Below are 14,281 nucleotides of genomic sequence, written 5' to 3' on the forward strand. Positions count from 1 at the left end.
TATAACTCATTGTGGCGGCCCTGGAAAGACCTTTCATACTGGTACATTACCTCTGTTGCCTGTAGTAAGCTCATATCAATTCCCTGAGAACACGCTAAACCACCCGGAGTATCATCTTGGTCGATGGAAGTGCAGAAAAACGGCTGTGGGCAGCAGCTGACCAGTTATGGGCCAACACCGGCCTCAAGCCTGCGGAGTTTTCGGCCCCCGTGCTGGGCCTGATCTTCCTGAGGTACGCCGAGAAAAAGTACGCCGCCGCCGAGGAGAAGCTCGGGCCGGTAGGCTCCGGTGGCCGCCGCAAGGTGAGCAAGGCTGACTACCTGGCCGAGGGGGTGATCTTCCTGCCCGAGACCGCCCGCTTCTCCTACCTGCTGTCGCTCACCGAGGGCGACAACATCGGGCGAGCCGTCAACGATGCCATGAAGGCCATCGAGGAGGAGAACCCTGACCTCAAGGGTGCCCTGCCGCGCAACTACACGCGCCTGGAGAACTGGGTGCTGCAGGAGCTGCTCAAGCTCATCGGCCCGGTGGATCTGTCGGGGGACGCCTTCGGCAAGGTCTACGAGTACTTCCTGGGCAACTTCGCCCTGAAGGAAGGTCAGAAAGGCGGTGTCTTCTACACCCCCGAGTCCATCGTCAAGCTGATCGTCGAGATCATCGAACCCTACCACGGGCGCATCTTCGATCCGGCTTGTGGCTCCGGTGGTATGTTCGTCCACTCGGCAGACTTCGTGGAGCGTCACCACAAGACGGCCATGGACGAAATCTCGATCTTCGGCACTGAGAAGGATCAGACCACCGTCAACCTCAATAAGATGAACCTCGCGGTGCATGGCCTCTCCGGCGATGTGCGGGTGTCCAACACCTACTACGAAGACCCACACGGGGCTGTCTATAGGAACGGTGACGGCTTCTTCGACTTTGTGATGGCCAACCCCCCGTTCAACGTCTCTGGGGTGGATAAGGAGCGCCTGGAGGGCGACCCACGGTTCCCGTTCGGTGTACCGAAGACCGACAACGCCAACTACCTCTGGATCCAGCTCTTCTACGCCTCCCTCAAGCCGACCGGGCGAGCTGGCTTCGTCATGGCCAACTCTGCGGGTGATGCCCGAGGCAGCGAGCAGGTGATCCGCCAGAAGCTGATTGAGTCGGGTGCCGTAGATGTGATCGTCTCGGTGGGGCCTAACTTCTTTTACACCGTCACGCTGCCCTGTACCTTGTGGTTCTTCGACCGCGCCAAGAGCGGGACCGAGCGTGGCGACAAAGTGTTATTCATCGACGCCCGCCACCTCTACCGCCAGATCGACCGGGCGCATCGGGACTGGTTGCCGGAGCAGATTGAGTTCCTGGCTAACATCGTTCGCCTCTACCGTGGCGAGGCTATCGAGCTGGATCAGGGCAGTGAGCCGCTGCTGGCCGAGAAGGGTCTCGCCGAGGGCTACGCCGATGTGCCGGGGCTCTGCAAGGTAGCAAATCGGGCAGAGATCGAGGCGCAGGGTTGGTCGCTGAACCCAGGTCGGTATGTCGGGGCAGCGGCAAGGGAGGCCGAGGATGTGGACTTTACGGAGCGGCTGGAAGAGTTGGCTGAGGAATTGGAAGTGTTGAACGCTGAGGCAAGGGAACTGGAAACTACCATTGCAGTGAATATTGCTGGGTTACTAGAGGCATCATGAACATGAAACCTGCAACCCAGAAAATTCGCATTGGCGATTGCTTGTCATATGTGGTCGATAACAGGGGAAAGACCCCCCCATTATCAGACGCTGGTTATGAGCTGATTGAAGTGAATGCAATTGGCGGCACTGAAAGAAGCGTTGATTATGGCGTGATCAGGAAATATGTTTCGGAAGAAACATACCAAAACTGGTTTAGAAAAGGTCACCCTGAAATAGGTGACACATTAATTTCCACAGTCGGCGCCATTGGACGAGTGGCCTTCTTCATGAGGCAAAGAGGCTGTATCGCCCAAAATGTAATAGCAATGCGGCCTAACCGTAACGTAGTTGACCCCGAGTTCTTCTATTACTTATTAAAGAGCCCCGCAGTTCAAGATCGAATTCAAAGCCTCAACATAGGAGTTGCTCAGCCCTCTCTAAAAGTCCCTCATTTGCTTGATTATGAGATCGAAATTCTCGCACGAGAGAGACAGGGTGAGGCTTCCAGAATCCTTTCCGCCTACGACGACCTCATCGAGAACAACACGCGCCGCATCGAGATCCTTGAGGAGATGGCTCGGCGGCTTTACGAGGAGTGGTTCGTCCACTTCCGCTTCCCTGGGCATGAGGAGGTGAGCTTTAAGGAGAGTGAGCTTGGGAGGATTCCTGAGAATTGGGAGGTTGCCACTTTAGAAAGCGTCTGTGATCGAATAACTGATGGAGCCCACAAAAGTCCACCTAAAGCCGAAGTTGGCAAGCCGATGGCATCGGTCAAGGACATGCATAACTGGGGGATCGACCTTTCTAAATGCCGAAGGATATCCGAAGAAGATTACGCCGATCTCGTCAGAAACAACTGTAAACCCTTGCCCGGCGATGTTCTTATAGCGAAGGATGGAAGCTACCTCAAGCACAGTTTTGTCATGGAAAAAGAGGTAGACCTGGTCCTGTTGTCCTCGATTGCGATATTGCGCCCCAACAACGAGATCGCCCCGAATCTTCTCGCGCTTACCCTGCAGCACCCAGATAATGTTGTGAGGATGAAAGGCTTCGTCTCTGGGGTAGCGATTCCTAGAATTATTTTGAAAGATTTCAGGAAGTTCAAAATCATACTTCCGCCAGCTCATATTCAAAAATCTTGGAGCTTGATAGCAGACCCAATGATGACGTTATGTCGGCGCCTCGTGGACAAGAACGCCAACCTTCGAGCCCAACGCGACCTGCTGCTCCCCAAGCTGGTCTCCGGTGAAATCGACGTATCGGACATCCCCATGCCTGATGACAAGGAGGTCGAAGCCGCATGACGCCGCCTGACCCGACGCATATCTTCCATATCACCGCCCTTGAGAATCTGCAGAAGATCCTCGCGGCCGGTGAGCTACGAGCCAAGCGTGCGCTGGAGCAGGAAGATACGGGTTACACCAACATTGCCCACACAACCATTCAGGATCGGCGTCATCATATCCCGGTGCCTTGTGGCCCTGGTGGTGTGTTGCATGACTACGTGCCGTTTTACTTCGGGCCACGTTCTCCTATGCTATTCACGCTTTCAAAAGGCAATGTCGAGGGATTCACAGGCGGCCAGCAATCTATTGTCCACATAGTATCCAGCGTCCAGAGAGTAGAGGCAGCTGAACTGGGGTTCGTGTTTACCGATGGCCACGGGATTATGGAGTTGACGGATTTCTACGATGACCTGATCGGACTGAACGAAATTGACTGGCCGTTGATGCGTGCCCATTACTGGGCAGATACTGATGAAGACCCTGACCGTAAACGCCGCAGGCAGGCTGAGTTCCTGGTTCATGGAAGATTCCCCGTTGAGCTCATTATAGGAATAGGGGTGATGAACGAGCACATAAAAGAAGCAGCCGAAACCTTGATCCGACGTTCAGGGCTGAACATTCCGGTGGCCGTCAAAGCCGGTTGGTATTACTGAGGGGGCATTTATGATTGAAACGACACAAGGCAATTTGCTGGAAGCCGATGCCGAGGCCCTCGTCAATACCGTGAATTGCGTGGGTGTTATGGGGAAAGGTATCGCCCTGCAGTTTAAGCAAGCGTTCCCTGAAAACTTTTCGCTGTATGCCCGCGTCTGCAAAGAAGGGGGCATGCTGCCCGGCAAAATGTTGGTCTTCGAAACGGGCGACATGGTCAATCCGAAGTACATCATCAACTTCCCGACCAAACGGCACTGGAAGGGGAAGTCGAAAATGGAAGATATTGATGCGGGCTTGGTGGATCTGGTCGCGCAGATTAAACACTACCGTATTCGATCAATTGCTATACCTCCGCTAGGGGCGGGGCTAGGTGGGCTTAACTGGGCAGACATCAAACCGCGAATTGAGCAAGCCTTTGCAGATCTGCCGGATGTCCGCGTGCTGATGTTCGAACCAAAGGGAGCCCCACCGGTTGAGCAAATGCCAGTGCGCACAAAACGGCCAAAGATGACCCCTGGGCGGGCACTGCTGATTCGGTTGTTAGACCTTTATGGCCGCCAGGGTTACCGCCACAGCTTGTTGGAAGTACAGAAGCTTGCCTACTTTTTACAGGCCGCTGGTGAGCCGATGCGGTTGCAATTCACCGCGCACCACCTTGGGCCCTATGCAGATAACCTAAACCACGCGTTACAGCGGATGGAAGGGCACTTTATTAGGGGCTATGGTGACCGCTCCGGTAATGCTGAAATCCGCCTGATGCCCGGTGCTTTGGAAGAAGCGCAAGCATTTCTGGAAAACAATTCAGAAGCCGAGCACCACCTTGAGCGCGTCAAGGCACTAATAGAAGGCTTTGAAACCCCCTATGGCATGGAGCTGCTGTCTACGATTCATTGGATAGTGACCCATGAGCCTGATAACGCCAGCAGCCTGGAACACCTCAGCGAGCGCGTAGCTGCCTGGAATCATCGCAAAAAGCAATTGATGAAGCCCAAGCATATTCACAAGGCCTATGCGCGCATTGAACAACAAGGATGGGCCTCTGCATGACACCACCGCCATCTCCTGCTTATGCCTACTCTGAGGACGCCTTGGTCGAGCAGCCTGCTATTAAGCTGTTTGCTGACTTGGGCTGGGACACTACCAATCTCTACGGGGAGTGGTCGGGAACGGTATCGAGCGAGGGGCGGCAGACCCAGCAGGATGTGGTGCTGGTGCCACGGTTGCGGCTGGCGCTGGAAAAGCTCAACCCCAAGTTGCCCGCTGATGCGCTGGAGAAGGCCGTTGAAGAGCTGACCCGCGACCGTGCCACGTTGCTAGCGGTGAACGCTAATCTGGAAGTCTATCGGCTGCTCAAGGATGGCGTGAAGGTTGAGGTATCCGAAGACAATGGTGGCACCGCTATCGAGACGGTGCGGGTGATCGACTGGAGCCATCCCGAGACGAACGACTTCCTGCTGACCTCGCAGTTCTGGGTAAGGGGCGAATTGCACACCCGGCGCACCGATCTGGTCGGCTTCGTGAACGGGCTGCCGCTGCTGTTCATGGAGTTGAAGGCCAGTCACAAGACCCTCAAGGCCGCCTATGACGGCAACCTGAGCGACTACCGCTCGGTGATCCCCCAGCTGTTCACCTACAACGCTGTGGTGATGCTCTCCAACGGCTCCGAGACCCTGGTGGGCAGCACCTTCTCCCCCTGGGAGCATCTCTTCGAGTGGAAGCGCATCAACGACGAGGGCGAGAAGGGCGTGGTGTCCTTGGAGACCGCCATACGAGGTATCGCCGAGCGGGCGCGGCTGCTGGACATCGTGGAGAACTTCACGGTGTTCGAGGAGGCCCAAGGCGGCACCATCAAGAAGATAGCCAAGAACCACCAGTACCTCGGGGTGAACAAGGCCATCGCCGAGTTGCTGCGGATCAAGGATCGCCCTGCCGGTGAGGCGGGTCGGCTGGGGGTGTTCTGGCATACCCAGGGCTCGGGAAAGTCGCTCTCCATGGTGTTCTTCACCCAGAAGATCCACCGCACCATCCCCGGCAATTGGACGTTCGTGATCGTCACCGACCGCAACGAGCTGGACGAGCAGATCTACAAGACCTTCGCTGCCACCGGGGCGGTCAACGAGGTAGAGGCCCACGCCGAGAGCGGTGCCCACCTCAAGCAGCTGCTCAGCGAGGATCACCGCTACGTCTTCACGCTGATCCAGAAGTTCGGCACCAAGCAGGGCGAAACCTACCCCAAGCTCTCCGACCGGCAGGACATTATCGTCATCACCGACGAGGCTCACCGCTCCCAGTACGACACTCTGGCCATGAACATGCGCACGGCGCTGCCTCATGCCGCCTTCCTCGGCTTCACCGGGACACCGCTGATGGCCGGTGAGGAAAAGACCAAGGAGGTGTTCGGCGACTACATCTCGGTCTACGACTTCGGCCAATCCATCGCCGATGGTGCCACGGTGCCGCTCTACTACGAGAACCGTATCCCCGAGCTGCAGCTGATCAACGAGAACCTCAACGACGACCTGACACGGCTGCTGGAAGATGCCGAGCTAAACGAAGATCAGGAGAAGAAAGTCGAGCGGGTCTTTGCTCGGGAGTACCACCTGATCACTCGCGACGACCGCCTGGAAGCCATTGCCGAGGATCTGGTGCAGCACTTCGTTGGTAGGGGCCACCAAGGCAAAGCGATGATGGTCTGCATCGACAAGGCCACCGCCGTGAAGATGCATGGCAAGGTACAGGCCCACTGGAAGGGCTACCTGGCCCGTCTTCAGGCTGACCTGGCGTCTGCCCCTAAGGAGCAGCAGGAGGCTCTCAAGCACAAGATCAAGGTGCTGGAGACAACCGATATGGCGGTGGTGGTCTCACAAGGCCAGAACGAGATAAAGGAGCTGGCGGACAAGGGGCTCGACATCCTGCCTCACCGTAAGCGCATGGTGGAGGAAGACCTCGACGAGCAGTTCAAAGATCCTGATGGACCGCTACGGTTGGTGTTCGTCTGTGCCATGTGGATCACTGGCTTCGATGTTCCGTCCTGCTCGACCATCTATCTTGATAAGCCGATGAAGAACCACACCTTGATGCAGACCATCGCCAGGGCCAACCGCAAGTTTCCCGGCAAGGAAGCGGGACTGATCGTGGACTACGCGGGTGTCTTCAGGAAGCTGCAGGAGGCGCTGGCCATCTATGGTGGGGCTTCATCCAGGGTAGCTGAGCCGAGGGCAGGATACGGTGATGAGCCACCTCAAGGCGGTGACGCACCGATCCACCAGAAGGCCGAGCTGGTGGAGTACCTCAAGCATCTGTTGGCCAAGGGAATTGGCTTCCTGACTGAAAAGCAGATTGATCCCGAAGCGATCAAAACGGCTAGAGGCTTCGACAAGGTCGCCCTGTTGGACGATGCAGTGGAGAAGCTGCTGGAGAGCGAGGAGACCAAGAAGGCCTTCCTGAACCTCGCCAGGGCGACCTCCCGAGTCTACCGAGCCATCCTCCCTGATCCCTCAGCCAATGAGCTGGCCCCCGATGCGGTGCTGCTCTCGGTGCTGGCCCAGAAGATCAAGGCGCTGGAGCCCGAGGTGGACATCACCCAGGTGATGAAGGAGGTGGACGACCTGCTGGATCAGTCGGTGGCCCCGGTGCCCTACGTCATCGAGGAGACGGACGAGGAGAAGCTCTTCGACCTCAGTCAGATTGACTTCGAAAAGCTCAAAGAAAAATTCAACAGTGGCAAGAAACGCACCGAGACCGAGAAGCTGCGGGCGCTGCTAAACCAGAAGCTGGAGAGCATGGTGGCCAAGAACCCCAGCCGCACCGACTTCATGGAGAAGCTGCAGAAGCTGATCGAGAAGTACAACTCGGGCAGCCTGAACATCGAGGCATTCTTCCAGCAGTTGATGGCGTTCACCGAGGAGCTACAAGCGGAAGACCAGCGAGCGATCCGCGAGGGGCTCTCCGAGGAGGAGCTGGCGCTGTTCGACATCATCACCAAGCCAGCCCCAGAGATGAGCGACAAAGAGGTAGCGAAGGTGAAGGCCATGTGTCGGGAACTTCTGAAGACCCTCAAGAAAGAGAAGCTGGTGCTGGACTGGCGCAAGAAAGCCCAAGCCAAGGGGGATGTTCGCCGTACCCTGGAGATCGTCTTCGACCGGGGGCTGCCGGACAGCTTCGATGAGACGATCTACAACGAGAAGTGCGAGGCCGCCTTCCACCACCTGATGACCAGTTATTACGGTGGTGGGCAGAGCGTTTATTCGGTAGGCACATGATTCAAACGTACACAACCAGGGAGCTGTAACACAAGTGTTGAGGCGGTGAGTTCATGCAGGTGCCTGCCGCATGGGTGGCCCATGCTTAACCCCCACCCCAACATGTCGCCCGAGCGGGGGCCGTGGTTACTCTTTTTCGTTCTCTTCTTCCTCTTCCCAGTGTTCCATGGCGCGTTTGTCGTCGGGTAGGCGGACGATGTCGCCGATGTCGATTTTCTGGTGTGATTTGAAGCGGTGGCCGTGTTCGTCGAGGATGGCGGCGACGCTGCCGATGCTGACGGCGTCGTCGTCACGGTAGGCTTCTACTTTGACGCGTACGATGCGGCCCTGGTAGCGGGCGGAAAGGATAGCGCCGGGGTAGGGGGAGGTGTGGTCAGGGTCGTTCTTGAAGTACTCCACCACGCTCGCGCTGCCGGGGTCGTCCCACTCAATGTGTTTATGCATAGGAAGGCTTCCTTTCGTGGGTCTAAAAAAGGGTTCCTTTTCAGTGTAGTTTGCGTTGGTAGAAGTCAACCAATGTTCGTGGACACCGTGGGCTGGGCCGCTTAACTTAATCGTTTACGAACCAGAGAGCAGAGCGCCCATGCACTTATACCATGCGCTGTTCGAGCAGTCGGCGACCCCGCTGTTTGTGATGACGTGCGATGGCCAGACGTGCGTTCAGGGCAACGCGGCGTTTCGGCGTACGGTCGGTTGGCAAGCCATGGGGTCAGAAGCCGCCCTGGAGCGCTGCTTTCCATTGGATGGGACGAGCGTGCTGGACACTATTCGCCGCTGTGACGAACAGCAGCAGCCATGCGCGTTGAATGTCCGGTGAGGGGAGTCGGGGCGGGCGTGGCAACTGCAGCTTTCGCCCGTGCGCGATGGGGGGCCAGCGAGCAGCGCTTTCGCCAGCTGGTCGAGCAGGCCAACGATATCATCTACACGCTGAATGCCGAAGGCACGCTGACCTATGTGTCGCCGAACTGGCCGTGCATTCAGGGCCATGAGGTCGAGGAGGTGCCGGGGCAGGTGATGAGCTTTCTGGGGATTTCCCATGATGTGACGCCACGCCGGGAGATGGAGCAAAAAGTGCTGCATCTGGCCCAGCACGACACCTTGACCGACTTGCCCAATCGGTCACTGTTCTTCAGTCACTTGAGCAGTGCCATCGCTCAGTCCAAACGATGCGATACACCGCTGGCGCTGTTGTTCATCGACCTGGATGATTTCAAACCCATCAACGATCGTTTTGGTCATGGCGTCGGCGACCAGTTGCTGCAGGCCGTGGCCCAGCGTCTCCCTGCACGCAGCTGAAGAGTCCACGCTGATCCATTGCGCCGACCAGGCGATGTACCAGGCAAAGGCGCAGGGGCGTAACCAGGCGGTGCTCTATGCGCCCGTTTCGCCAGGTGCTTCGTGACCCACGTACTGGAACAGGAAGTTGAGCGCGGCGGGTAGGCTGGCGCGCCACACACGCCAGGTGTGCCCACCGGGATACAGGTCCAGCCGCACCAGCCCTGGCTGAATGCGTTCCATGGTCTGGCGTAGCTGGCGCGCGTGGTATTCGGCATCGTACACGTCGCTGCGTCCGGCGCTGATGTAAAGCGGCACCGGCGGGGTATCACTCTGTTCGGCAGTAGGGCGCGGCGTGACCCGCAGACGATAGTGCTCCAGATGAGCGGTGTAGTTGAGACGCTCCCACAGTGCCTGGTCGAACTGGCCCCGCTCATCCAGAAAGGCGGGGTGGCGATGCGCCGAAGAGTTGCTGGGTGGTGTGGGCACGTAGCTGGCCGGGCTCAGCGCAGCGGCAGCGGCAAACTTTTCGGGGTGTTCCAGCGCGAAGTTCAGCGCGCCGTAGCCGCCTGCCGAAAGCCCGGCCACCCCGCGCCGTTCACGGGTGGTGCCCACGTGGTAGTGGGCTTCGATGTGGGGCATCAGGTCATTGAAAAAGGCGCTGCGGGCGGGTTCATTATGACCATCTACCCACCAGCTGCGGCTGCCTGGCATGACGAACACGGCGGGGGGAATATGTCCTGCCTGAATCAGCCGGTCTGCCACTTGGGGCAGGTTGCCCCGAGTGGCCCAATCCAGCTCGTTACCGAAAGAACCGTGCAGCAGGTAGATCACGGGATAGGGCGTTGTCGCCTGGCTGTCATAGCCATCGGGTAAATACAGCGTGTAAGGGTAATCATGGCCCAGCGTGGGGGAGTAGAACTGCTCGCGCACCACTTCGCCTGCCAGTGCGACGTTGCTCAGCAATAGCCAGCCAAAGAGTCCGGCCAAGCGTCCAGCCAGCAGGGCAATGCGTTGCAGGGCAGCTCTTCTGATCACGGGGCCTCCGGAATTTACGGGCATTTACAAGGTCGGACAACAGGCGGCTTGCGGGTGTTCACTCCCGGCCGCTGTTAACAGGATAGCGGCTAGGCGGTGCGCTGGGGGAAACCGGGAGGCTGGATGCAGAAAATCGAGGAAATCTACTGGCTGCGTGCTTACGGCTGCATTGCCGTTTTTTTGTTTCATTGGCTGGACCATTTGAACCAGCGGGTAGATAACCTGGCCACCGACCTCATGCGGATCCCCCTGGTGTTGGGCACCCCCGTGTTCCTGTTCATCTCGATATTCGTTTTCGCGGTGCGTTATGACAAGCAGGTCCCGCCGGGCTTTCTGCTCCAGCGGATCAAGTACGTCATGCTGCCTTACCTGATGTATGGCTTTATCTATTCGACGGCAGAGTGGTGGCGATTGGCGGGCAGCGACGATGCTGTGGGCTTTTTGGCCAACGCACGCAGCTACTTCATCTATGCGGGCTGGCACGGGTATTTCTTGATCATCGCCATGCAGTTCTATGCGGCGTATTGGGCATTTACCCGCTGGCAGCTGTGGCGGGTGAATCCGGTGCCCTGGCTGTGGGTGGCGTGTGTGGTTAGCATGGCCTACTGGGGGCTGGCGTACTGGTTCCAGGTAGAGCCTCCGGGCTACTTGCTGTGGATCGCGCCCCTGGGGTGGGTGTATCTCTTCTTTCTGGCGCTGGTGCTGGTGCGCTACTACCCGCTGGCCCCTCGTGCCGTGCTGCAGGAGCGCCCGGTGTGGCTGCAAACCCTGTCTCAGTCACGCTGGTTATGGGGGTGGGTGGCGCTGATCGTGATGGCCACTTTTGCCCACTGGCTGGCGTTCTCCTCCAAGGAAGTCTGGGTCATTCCCTTTTTCGTACTGTTTGTGCTGGTCACCATGCGCCGCTTGAAGGGGCGCCGAGCGCCTGGCTGGGTGCGCTACATCAACGCTTACTCCTTCGGTATTTACCTGGCCCACCCGATGTTTTTTGCCATTACCGACACCCTGGTCGGCGTGGAAACGCTGCCGCTGGTGCTTTACGCGCTGCTGTTGATCGTGGTGGCCAGCGTGGGCTCGGTGCTGTTGAACAAGGTGGTGAACACCACCACCTGGGGCGCCATGCTGTTTGGCAAACGCCTGAAAGTGTGAGGTTGGCGATAGGTAATCCTCGCTGGGGCCGTTCAGTATGCCTTGTGGATTGGAGAATGCGTTGAATAGTGATGAAGGGATGAGGGCGACGATCAGTGTGGGGGCGTTTCGGTAGAAAAGCGTGCTTTCAATGCACTCAGTGGCGAACCTCGCGGCAACCCCAGTGCTTGCCCGCTGAGCGTCTTCAGGCGGGTAGGGCAGGCATACAGGCGCTGGAGCAGGTCGGTCATTGCCGTGACCTCCAACTCGGGGTCGAAGCCTCCCAAGCGTTCCAGCCAGGTTCGGCTGATGGCCATGTAAGGGGGCAATGCGGCGTTAGGGCCACGTAACTGCTGCCAGAGGCGTTCTGGTAACCGAGGCGTCATCGCGCTGATGATCAGCGCATCCAGCGTTTGCGTATCCAGCTCGGGGTACAGCAGGGGCCATAGCTGTGCAGGCAAGACTTGCTTGTGCATGGCCACCAGCAGCCATTCGGCCTGGCTGACATACGCTGCCTGATTCAGGCGTGCGCCCAGCTTTTTGTCGGGTGTCACGAGACAGTGAGCGTGGAAGCGCTGCTCCAGGGTCGTGGAGCGCTCATCCAAAAACGCGGCGGTCACGATCACGGGTATGAGGTGCTCGGCCAGGCCAGATTGACGAATGGAGCGCAGGTGGCGAGGAAGGCAGGCTCCCGCCACGGAAGCATCGACGATAAAGCAAACCGTACCCATGTCAGTGGCTTCCTTTGTGTTAATTACTCACCTTTTGTAATTTATTGTAGGCATTGGTTTCTTTTCGTAGCAAGTGGAATGATCGAGAAGCATATAAAAATAGACTGTCTGATTAATGCACTTATTTTGTGCAACTCCGATATTTTTCGTATTTTTTTGGTGCAAATTGGGTGAGTGCAGTGCTCCATGTGATGACATGACGAGCCAATGCGACATCAAGAGGCATCAGGAATAATGATTTTTGCTTTTTGAATCATGCTGTTACTTTTTTGAAAGCCATATTGGTGCAAAGTTGGCATGCTACGTGCTTATGTTTTGTGACAGCTTCGTAGGCAGTTTTGTGAACAGTTTCATGGGCCGTCTGTTAGTCGTTAGCAGGTCATAGGCAGAAGCCTCTCGGCGTGCTACAACGATAGCCGGTCTGAAATGATCGCTGGGCGATTTGTTATCCATGGTCAAACAAACGTAAAGCGAACAAAAAAGACAAACGCGCCACGTGCCAGGGTACGTAGACGATTTGTTGCATAACACTTTTATCGATAGCTTACTGTTTCAAGCTTTAAGCCACGCTCATACCGGAGGACACTATGTCAGCCAAGACTCTTGCGCTAATCGAAGAACACGATGTTAAGTGGGTAGACCTGCGTTTCACCGACACACGCGGGAAAGAGCAGCACGTGACCGTGCCTGCGCGTGACGTGAACGAAGAGTTTTTTGAAAACGGCCAAATGTTCGATGGTTCTTCCATCAATGGCTGGAAGGGCATCAACGAGTCTGACATGATCCTGCGCCCGGAAGACGGCACCGGCTTCCTGGACCCCTTCACCGAAGACGCCACCCTGATTCTGCGTTGCGACATCATCGAGCCTGCCACCATGCAGGGCTACGACCGCGACCCGCGCTCCATCGCCAAGCGCGCTGAAGCTTACCTGCAGTCTACTGGCCTGGGCGATACTGCGTTCTTTGGCCCTGAGCCTGAATTCTTCATCTTCGACGAAGTGCACTGGAAGTCTGATATTCAAGGCTCCATGTACAAGATCACTTCCGACGAAGGCGCCTGGGCCACCGACAGCAAGGTCGAGACAGGCAACTTGGGTCACCGTCCGCGCGTCAAGGGTGGCTACTTCCCGGTTCCGCCGGTCGACAGCTTCCACGATATCCGTGGTGCCATGTGTAACACTCTGGAAGCGATTGGCCAGACCGTCGAAGTACACCACCACGAAGTGGCTAACGCTGGTCAGAACGAAATCGGCGTGAAGTTCAACACGCTGGTGAAGAAAGCCGACGAAGTTCAGGAAATGAAGTACGTGATCCACAACGTGGCGCACGCTTACGGCAAGACCGCTACCTTCATGCCGAAGCCGCTGGTAGGCGACAACGGTTCTGGTATGCACGTACACCAGTCGTTCTGGAAAGATGGTCAGAACCAGTTCGCAGGCGACGAGTACGCAGGCCTGTCTGAAATGGCTCTGTACTACATTGGCGGTATCATCAAGCACGCCCGTGCTCTGAACGCCTTCACCAACGCTTCTACCAACTCGTACAAGCGTCTGGTACCTGGCTTCGAAGCGCCGGTCATGCTGGCCTACAGCGCCCGTAACCGTTCTGCTTCCATCCGTATTCCGTACACTGCCAGCCCGAAAGGCAAGCGTGTCGAAGCACGTTTCCCTGATCCGACGGCGAACCCCTACCTGGCGTTCTCTGCCATGCTGATGGCGGGTATCGACGGTATCAAGAACAAGATCCATCCTGGCGATGCCATGGACAAGAACCTGTATGACCTGCCGCCGGAAGAGGGCAAGTCGGTTCCCACCGTGGCTCATAGCCTCGATCAGGCCCTGGAAGCACTCGATGCTGACCGTGCGTTCCTGACCGAAGGCGGTGTATTCACCGACGAGATGATCGACGCTTACATCGAACTGAAAATGGAAGACGTCGAGCGTATCCGCATGACGACTCACCCGATCGAGTTCGACATGTACTACAGCTGCTAAGCTGATGGCATGACTGCTAAGATCACCCTTGCGGTGTGACGAGCCAAAACCCCGCCTCGGCGGGGTTTTTTTATGGGCAGAATAGTTGAGGAGGCAGCGTGGTGAGTAAGCGGCGTGTTGCATGGTCAGCCATATTATCCACAGGGGTTTTTGTGGCCGCCTGCCTGTGGGTAAGCGCTGCCAAGGCACAAACGGTGTACCGCATCGTCGATGCCCAGGGCAACGTGACCTTTACCGATAACCCCGAGCGCGGCGGCG

The 14,281-nt window shown here is 57.3% G+C and carries 13 protein-coding genes; 10 read left to right on the forward strand and 3 right to left on the reverse strand.

What is annotated here, in order from left to right; all coding sequences use genetic code 11:
• The first annotated feature begins 116 nt into the window (after positions 1-116).
• The 5 genes from B7L71_RS10940 to B7L71_RS10960 are packed head-to-tail and all read left to right on the forward strand — an operon-like array spanning position 117 to position 7,857.
• Entirely contained in the window at positions 117-1,673 is a 1,557-nt protein-coding gene (locus B7L71_RS10940; protein ID WP_081137936.1) for an HsdM family class I SAM-dependent methyltransferase, read from the forward strand.
• A complete protein-coding gene (locus B7L71_RS10945) occupies positions 1,670-2,959 on the forward strand; it encodes a restriction endonuclease subunit S (protein WP_170919490.1) in 1,290 nt (429 codons plus the stop codon). The genes B7L71_RS10940 and B7L71_RS10945 overlap by 4 nt, the downstream gene beginning before the upstream one ends.
• Positions 2,956-3,594 carry a type II toxin-antitoxin system toxin DNA ADP-ribosyl transferase DarT gene (gene darT, locus B7L71_RS10950; RefSeq protein ID WP_081137938.1) on the forward strand — a complete coding sequence of 213 codons (639 nt, stop codon included), beginning with the start codon at positions 2,956-2,958 and terminating at the stop codon, positions 3,592-3,594. Before B7L71_RS10945 ends, darT begins: the two co-directional genes overlap by 4 nt.
• 10 nt (positions 3,595-3,604) lie before the next feature.
• Positions 3,605-4,642, forward strand: a complete 1,038-nt coding sequence (gene darG / locus B7L71_RS10955) for a type II toxin-antitoxin system antitoxin DNA ADP-ribosyl glycohydrolase DarG (RefSeq protein ID WP_081137940.1) — start codon at positions 3,605-3,607, stop codon at positions 4,640-4,642.
• Entirely contained in the window at positions 4,639-7,857 is a 3,219-nt protein-coding gene (locus tag B7L71_RS10960) for a type I restriction endonuclease subunit R (protein WP_081137942.1), read from the forward strand. Before darG ends, B7L71_RS10960 begins: the two co-directional genes overlap by 4 nt.
• Positions 7,858-7,983: 126 nt before the next feature.
• Here B7L71_RS10960 and B7L71_RS10965 read toward each other — a convergent pair whose 3' ends face one another.
• On the reverse strand, positions 7,984-8,301 hold the full coding sequence (locus tag B7L71_RS10965; RefSeq protein ID WP_081137944.1) for a hypothetical protein: 318 nt from the start codon (positions 8,299-8,301) through the stop codon (positions 7,984-7,986).
• Between the two features lie 139 nt (positions 8,302-8,440).
• Here B7L71_RS10965 and B7L71_RS17140 point away from each other — a divergent pair, with 139 nt between their 5' ends.
• Entirely contained in the window at positions 8,441-8,674 is a 234-nt protein-coding gene (locus B7L71_RS17140; protein WP_139790123.1) for a PAS domain-containing protein, read from the forward strand.
• 17 nt (positions 8,675-8,691) lie between these two features.
• Complete coding sequence (locus B7L71_RS10970) at positions 8,692-9,153, forward strand: diguanylate cyclase domain-containing protein (RefSeq protein ID WP_212636756.1); 462 nt, start codon at positions 8,692-8,694, stop codon at positions 9,151-9,153.
• Positions 9,154-9,228: 75 nt separating this feature from the next.
• Here the strand turns inward: B7L71_RS10970 and B7L71_RS10975 are convergent, their stop codons facing one another.
• The gene (locus B7L71_RS10975; protein ID WP_446497426.1) at positions 9,229-10,170 is read right to left on the reverse strand and encodes an alpha/beta hydrolase; all 942 of its coding nucleotides are present in this window, start codon (positions 10,168-10,170) and stop codon (positions 9,229-9,231) included.
• A 123-nt stretch (positions 10,171-10,293) separates the two neighbouring features.
• On the opposite strand from B7L71_RS10975, the gene B7L71_RS10980 reads away from it, so the two are divergent.
• Positions 10,294-11,319 (forward strand): acyltransferase family protein, encoded by a 1,026-nt coding sequence (locus B7L71_RS10980; protein WP_081137948.1) that lies wholly within the window; start codon positions 10,294-10,296, stop codon positions 11,317-11,319.
• Between the two features lie 92 nt (positions 11,320-11,411).
• On the opposite strand, the gene B7L71_RS10985 is transcribed toward B7L71_RS10980, so the two are convergent.
• On the reverse strand, positions 11,412-12,029 hold the full coding sequence (locus B7L71_RS10985; protein ID WP_081137961.1) for a hypothetical protein: 618 nt from the start codon (positions 12,027-12,029) through the stop codon (positions 11,412-11,414).
• A gap of 587 nt (positions 12,030-12,616) precedes the next feature.
• Between B7L71_RS10985 and glnA the strand changes: the two genes are divergently transcribed.
• Together glnA and B7L71_RS17895 are read left to right on the forward strand one after the other, a co-directional pair.
• Positions 12,617-14,023: a glutamate--ammonia ligase gene (glnA, locus tag B7L71_RS10990; RefSeq protein WP_016915828.1), complete on the forward strand. Its 1,407-nt coding sequence runs from the start codon at positions 12,617-12,619 to the stop codon at positions 14,021-14,023.
• A gap of 152 nt (positions 14,024-14,175) precedes the next feature.
• A partial coding sequence (locus B7L71_RS17895) for a DUF4124 domain-containing protein (RefSeq protein ID WP_139790124.1) occupies positions 14,176-14,281 on the forward strand: 106 nt, incomplete at its 3' end.

Origin of the sequence: Halomonas sp. BC2 (genome assembly GCF_002078115.1) — a bacterium.
GTDB classification, from domain to species: domain Bacteria; phylum Pseudomonadota; class Gammaproteobacteria; order Pseudomonadales; family Halomonadaceae; genus Vreelandella; species Vreelandella stevensii.